The sequence below is a fragment of the Chitinophagaceae bacterium genome, from assembly GCA_007695095.1.
Lineage (GTDB): Bacteria > Bacteroidota > Bacteroidia > Chitinophagales > REEL01 > REEL01.
Genome location: REEL01000049.1, coordinates 1 through 6,812, shown reverse-complemented (window position 1 = coordinate 6,812; position 6,812 = coordinate 1). Strand labels below are relative to the sequence as shown.

The following is a 6,812-nucleotide window of genomic DNA, read 5'->3' as shown; positions in this document are numbered from 1 at the left end:
TGAAAGAAATTCGTTTTTTTTAAAGAATGCTGATTTAAGTTTTAATTTTGTGACAGATGAGGCAGGAAAGGTTATGGGCATTGAATGGAGTCAGGGTGGCAGAACAGATTTTTTTAAGAAATTGCAAGTAAAATAAAAATCGAAAAACAATGAAAATCACTCAGGATGCACTTCAGAAAATCACAAATGATTTAGCTGCGAAAAAATCGATTCATGAAGCAGCATTCAGGATAGAAACAGCCGATGGAAAAACGATTTTATCGGCTGCATCTTCAACTATTTTCGAGGAAAAGCCCTTTTATATTGCCAGTATCAATAAGCTGTTTGTAGCAGCATTGATTTTTCAACTCAAAGCACAAACCAAACTCAATTTGGATGATTACATTAAAGAATATTTACCGCATCAACTCATACAGGGGATTCATGTGTTTAAGGGGATTGACTATACAGAGCAAATTACTATCAGGCATTTGCTTTCACATACTTCCGGTTTGCCTTGCTATCTAATTGATAAAATGCCGGATAATAACACCTTAATGGATACTTTAAAAGAAGGTCACGATTTAGCAATTCCTACTCATAAAGCAATGCAGTATGTGAGAGAGATGCAGCCAAAATTCAAGCCGGGAGAAAAAAGAAAGGCTAATTATACAAATACAAACTACCACTTGTTGGCTGAAGTTGTTTCTGTCATTACCGGTTATTCAGTAGATAATGAAATTAACCGGATGATGCAGGAACTTGGAATGTCAGACAGCTTTATTATTCAAAATGATAATTATTATCGCATCATTCCTGTCAGATTTCAACAAACTAATTTAAAGCTGCAAAACTTTTTTCATACATCCCTTTATGATATTGCATCTACAACAGCCGATTTAATGAAATTTATCAAAGCTTACTTGGGGGGCGGACTTTTCCCGAAAAAACAACTTGAAGAAATGCAAGACTGGCGGAAAATATTTTTCCCTTTTAAATATGGCATGGGCTTGCAAATGTTTTACATCCCGTGGATTTTAGCTCCCTTCCAACATGTTCCTCAAATTATCGGACATTGTGGGTCAGTAGGTACAGTAGCATTTCATATTCCCGAAAAAGATGTTTATCTTACAGGCACAATCAATCAGTCTGCCAAGCCACAACTTGCTTTTCAGGCTTTAATGAAAATTGTCCGTAAACTTTAGAATTTTAGAGATGCAGAAGTTTAATTTTAAATTTTTTCTAATCATTTTCATACTCGGCCTTGCCGGTGTAGCTTCCCTGCTTTTGTCAGATTTAGATTTAGCCGGCATGGCAGTTGAACTGCCTGAAGAAATTTCTCCTGAATTGCTTCGCTTTTTGGTATTGATTAATCCCTTTTTGCTTGTCTTGGCAGCTTCGCTGGTGGGAACCCTCTTACACCAAAAAGTAAATCTGCATGCTCCTGTATTAAAATCTTTAGTAACGAAAAAGCAAAGTGATTTTAATGTCAAAAACATTGTTGTAAAAGGCTTATTGGGAGGGTTTGTTGCTGCAATATTGATTTTAATTATCAATACCTTATTTACACCCTTTATTTCTGAAAAACTCATTCATGCAGATGAGCGTTTCAATTTGCATTTTTTGACGAAAATACTCTATGGTGGTGTCAGTGAAGAAATCATTGCCCGCTTTGGTGTGATGACTTTTCTTGTTTGGTTGTGGAGTAAAATCACTGAATCTCTTGCCAATCCGGTTTATTGGACCGCAATTTTACTTTCAGCACTGGTTTTTGCTTTGGGACATTTACCTGCTGCTTTTCAACTGGACGAATCTCTGAGTATGATGTCTGTCATTTATTTAATTACCGGAAATATGGCCGGAGGAATTATTTTTGGTTACCTGTATTGGAAGAATGGCCTCGAATCTGCTATTATTGCTCATGCCTTTACACATGTAGTTTTGCAGCTTGTCCTTTAATCTGAGTTGGACTTCAAATTTAAAAAACTGAGAGCCAAGGGTTATTATAAAGTCTCTTGTTTACCTAATTTATTGCATTAATATTCAGCAATTTATTGCTTTTTAAAATTTCTCTTTTTTTTTATCGTAAAGTGTTGATTATTAAGAAATAGAGAATTCTAACTCTTCCTAAGGAATTGCTTTTTAACAACAATATTATAGTTTTAAATTGTAGTAAGAATTGAACACGGCAGGTAACCACCCGTAAAAACACACAATTGCATTATCAAAAAATATAATTACCAGACAAACAAACAATTTCCATCAAACAATTTTATTTCAATTAAAAAGGTTTCTCTATGTACTTCTCTAAAATTCACATTCAAATTGACAAACAATTATTATATTTTGTTCTATTTTTTGCATTCACATTAATAATAATTTCAGAATCAAAGGCACAGACAAAAGGTTTGATAATCAAACCTGCATCTGAAAGCGGACGATTAATCTTAGACCCCAATAATGACGGATACATATCATCAGATTCAAATGGTTTCATAGAAAATGACGAAGCTGAAAGCGAGATAGCATTTCAACCAATGATACAATTGCAAGATGAACCCGTTGGTGATCTCAATACCGGTCCCTCGTGCGGTTTTACTGATTTTGTTTCAGATGGAGACAATTATAGTTCTGCATATTTTACCTTAGTGCCTTTTGATGGTGATACTAATCTTGTTTTCCGTTTCAGAATGGGCAATTATGCACCAAATTCAAAAGGCTATAGTGTACTTATAGACTCCGACGGTTTGTTTGGAAATACAGGCGATTTTGCAGACCCTAATTATCTACCCGGAAATCCCGGATTTGAAATGGAAATATTACTTGTTACCAATCATGCTGTCAGGTTGTATGATGTAGATGGAATCACTAATCCTGTTTTACAAACTTCTTTACCGGTTCAGGATCACTCGCAAATTTCAATAGCATTTACAGAAAACTGTGGCACATTTGATTACTTCTATGATTTTTTTATTCCACTATCTGTTATTCAAAACTATTTTCCCGGCTTTAACAGTTCAACACCTGTAAGAATGGTAGCGAATTCTGTTATTAACACACATCCGGCATTAAATGGGAATATTTCGGATATCAACGGTATTGATGACGCTTTATATGGAAATAATATAGAACAAGCCTGGACAGATTTAATAACTAATTCAGTTGCTGTCTCAATTGAAGATGCTTCAAGTGGTTTTCCTCCTTTAAAATCTACTGCTCCATTCATTAATGCTCCTATAAATACAACGGACAATTCATTTTCCGGAGCTTCTTCTGAAGTAGATGGCACTGTCATAACTATTTATATCAATGGGACAGAAGCCGGAACAACAAGCGTTTCTTCCGGAAGCTGGGAACTTAGCGGAGTTAGTGGCCTTGCACAGGGGGATTCAATAACAGCTACAGCAACATCACCGGAAAAATCAGTATCAAATATTTCAAACCTTGTGATTGTTGGTTCTGTTTGCAGCAGTGTTCCTTCCATAGATTGTTCCGGTAGAAAAGGCATAACCGGACTTGGGCCTGATGGTGCTCCAACCGGAACTACAATCAGAATTTACGGGCCAAACAATCCAAATACCTTATTGACAACTACAACTACTGATGCTTCAAATGCATGGCTTTATAATTGTAACGGAAACGCAAATTGCAATGGTGGTCCAAACTGCATGATAAACGGTACATATTTTGTTACTGCTCAACTTGCAGGAGAATGTGAATCTCCAAAAACAGTTTCAGTCTGTATTAACACTACAGGAACAACAGCAACACCTGTAATTACAACAACAACTCTTATTCCCGCTTCGACTTCAATTTCAGGAACTGCTACATCAGGTGCTACGGTGTATTTGTTTAAGGACGGGTATCTTTCCGGGTCAACAACTGCAACAGGAGGCAACTGGACTTTTTCAGATATAGAAGTTAGTTCCGGTCAAATTATAAGTGTCAGAGCCTATGTAAATAACAACTGTTTTTCATCTGCTGTTGCAATAACTGTTCTGGAGGAAGTTACAAAAGCTCCTCAGGTAAATTACCCGGTAACTACAGGCACCACAACAGTTAGCGGAAGTTTAAGTGAAGAAGCAGGAAGTGAAATTTATTTGTATATCAATGGTATATTGACAGGTTCAACAACTGTAAATGGTTATGGAAACTGGTCAATCAGTGGGTTGTCTCCATTATCGGTAAATGATGAAATCCATGCAACCGCATTAGCAAATCAAAAATCTATAAGTGTAATTTCAAATATCGTAATCGTATCCGGAATCAGTCCTGCTCCTGAAGTTACAGGAGCTTATGCGGAAGGTGATACAGAAGTTACCGGTACCTCAACTTCTCCTGACGGCACGATTATATATGTTTATATTGATGGATTTTTCCTGGATAGCACTATAGTTTCCGGTGGAAGCTGGACACTTTCCGGACTAAGTGAAGCATATTACGATTTGTATGCGGGAGGTGAAATCACTGCAACAGCAAAAGAAGCAGGACTTGCAGAAAGCATTCACAGTAATGGCGTAATTGTTGATTGTGCTATGCCTGTAACAAGTCTGATTCTCAATGTTATTGGTGACAGCACTTGTTTGAATGCACATGCACAGATTGAATTGCTCAATTCTCAATCTCTGGTGATTTATACCATCATGGATAGCGGGAGTGAAAATGTAAAAGGTTCTTCTGTATTGGGAACAGGTTCCGATATTATACTTGCAACAGTTCGTTTATCAGAAACAGAAACTTTTACAGTTGAGGCCTTAAAGCTTCCTCAAACATCTTGCAGAAATCTTTTATCAAATACTGCAACAGTCAATGTGATGTTACCTCCTGATACCTCAAATATAGCCGTAGGCGATTATTTATGGCTGGGAAATATTGGGGATTCAATATGGTCAGGAGAGAATAACTGGGTGATTTGGGATGGTTCTAGTTTTGAACTCACTAAAACGCCACCTGGTGAAAACAATAATGTAATCATTAAAAAAACACAGGAGTGCATTCATAACCTGCCTGAAGTTACAACAGATGCTTCTGCAGATTTACCGGCAATTTGTAATCACATTACGATAGAAGAAGACGCAATTTTGTCAATTGAAAATACTGTAGGGGAAAGGGCGCTTACAGTAAAAGGTAACTGGAATAACTATGGTACTTTTATTCCGAATGCAGGAACTGTCTTCTTTAATGGAAATACTGTTCAGACAATTTTCAATAATTCAGGAACAGAAAATTTTCATAATTTAGTAATAGAAGGAAACTCCACAGTAGTTGAGTTACTTTCAGATGTTTCAACATCAGAAACAGGCATTTTTACTCTAAACGATGCAAAATTAGATTTGGGTGAGCACAAGTTTACAGTCTTCAATAATGATATAGACGCAGTTGTACATTCAGGTTCAGGGCATGTATTAAGTGAAAGTCAGGATGGTTCTGGAGCATTTCTCAGAAGTATTGAAACCGCAACAGGTGAAGATTATATTTTTCCTTTAGGAAATGCATCCGGGCATTATATCCCTGTAATCATGAATTTGAATTCCGGGAATATCGGTATAGTAGGTGTTTCAAGTTATAAAGCAATTGATTTGTCTGATTCTACATATTGGCCACAAGGAGCGGAAAAAGTAGATAAAATGCCCAACCCGCATAAGAGAGTGCCAAGGCATTGGTACCTAAGCAGCGATCAGCCTTCCGGTACATATAATGTGAATGTAAATTTTGGATTCAGGCAAAACGAAGTTCCACCTGCCGGTGCAAATAATATTTCTATGATTCGATACAATAAAAATGATGAGGACTGGGATTATCCATTGCCGGTACAAAGTTTTATAAAAGGCAATCTGAAATCGGTTTTTGTACAGGGAATAACCGGATTCTCCTGGTGGGGTGGAGAAGAAAATGCAACCACATTACCGGTTGAATTAAAAGCGTTTACAAGCATTTGTCAAAATGATGAAAATTTAATTAACTGGATTACTTATCTGGAAATTGATAATGAAAAATTTCATTTATACAGATCATACGATGGTTTAAAATTTGAATTAATAGCTGAACTGGAAGGTGCCGGGAACAGCTTAACGCAAAACTATTATTCATATCTTGATTATGAATCGAAAGGTAAACTGGCTTATTACAAGCTTGTACAGTATGACTTTGACGGTTCAAGTGAAACATTTAATGTTATCACAGCTAATTGCAATGAAAATATGCAAAGTGTAGTAAAATGGCAGATGTTTCCGAACCCGGCAAGCGAGAAAATTGCATTTTTAGATTTAGACAGAGATTATCAACTTACAATCTTTAACAATATTGGTAATGTAATACTTCATTCGCAAATAAATATTGAAAACAATACCATTGATGTGTCTGAATTAAATGCCGGTATCTATATCGTAATGCTCGAAAATGATGAAGAAAAATCTTACAGGAAACTGGTTATAAGATAATTATTTTCTACACCCGTGCCACTAATCTATGAGGTGGCACGGGTTTTTTATATAAAGTATTCTAAAAGTGCTTAATTGGTACTTTGCTTTTTAAAACTCCTATAACTAAAAGAGCGTCTCGCTTGCTTCTCATACCTTAAATCCCCTTCCTATCCATAGCAACAGCCTGTCCGTAACGCCCCCGCTACCGGACAAGAAATTAGACGTAATTCTGAATTAAAATACGCATTCTACATCAAGCAAACTAAGTATACCGGCATAATTAGAAGCACTGCTATATAAATAATGTTCAGGTTCTGCTACCAATCCGGCTCGTACCGGGTTTTGATGTATATAGTTAAGTCGCTGTATAAAAAGTTCGTTATTATGTAGTTCAACCGGATGATTATTGTG

The 6,812-nt window shown here is 36.4% G+C and carries 4 protein-coding genes; 3 read left to right on the top strand and 1 reads right to left on the bottom strand.

All coding sequences use genetic code 11. The annotated features are described in order from the left end of the window. The first annotated feature begins 149 nt into the window (after nucleotides 1-149). From EA412_01055 to EA412_01045, 3 genes are all read left to right on the top strand, one after another. Entirely contained in the window at nucleotides 150-1,184 is a 1,035-nt protein-coding gene (locus EA412_01055) for a class A beta-lactamase-related serine hydrolase (protein TVR83135.1), read from the top strand. Further along, on the top strand, nucleotides 1,168-1,938 hold the full coding sequence (locus EA412_01050) for a CPBP family intramembrane metalloprotease (GenBank protein TVR83134.1): 771 nt from the start codon (nucleotides 1,168-1,170) through the stop codon (nucleotides 1,936-1,938). The genes EA412_01055 and EA412_01050 overlap by 17 nt, the downstream gene beginning before the upstream one ends. Before the next feature lie 338 nt (nucleotides 1,939-2,276). Beyond that, nucleotides 2,277-6,419: a T9SS C-terminal target domain-containing protein gene (locus EA412_01045; protein TVR83133.1), complete on the top strand. Its 4,143-nt coding sequence runs from the start codon at nucleotides 2,277-2,279 to the stop codon at nucleotides 6,417-6,419. 216 nt (nucleotides 6,420-6,635) lie between these two features. Here the strand turns inward: EA412_01045 and EA412_01040 are convergent. After that, nucleotides 6,636-6,812 (bottom strand): transposase (locus tag EA412_01040; GenBank protein TVR83132.1); only part of this gene is annotated, 177 nt, incomplete at its 5' end.

Coding starts and splice junctions, on each gene's coding strand:
- EA412_01045 (TVR83133.1), top strand. CDS start 2,277: ATGTACTTCTCTAAAATTCACATTCAAATTGACAAACAATTATTATAT.
- EA412_01055 (TVR83135.1), top strand. CDS start 150: ATGAAAATCACTCAGGATGCACTTCAGAAAATCACAAATGATTTAGCT.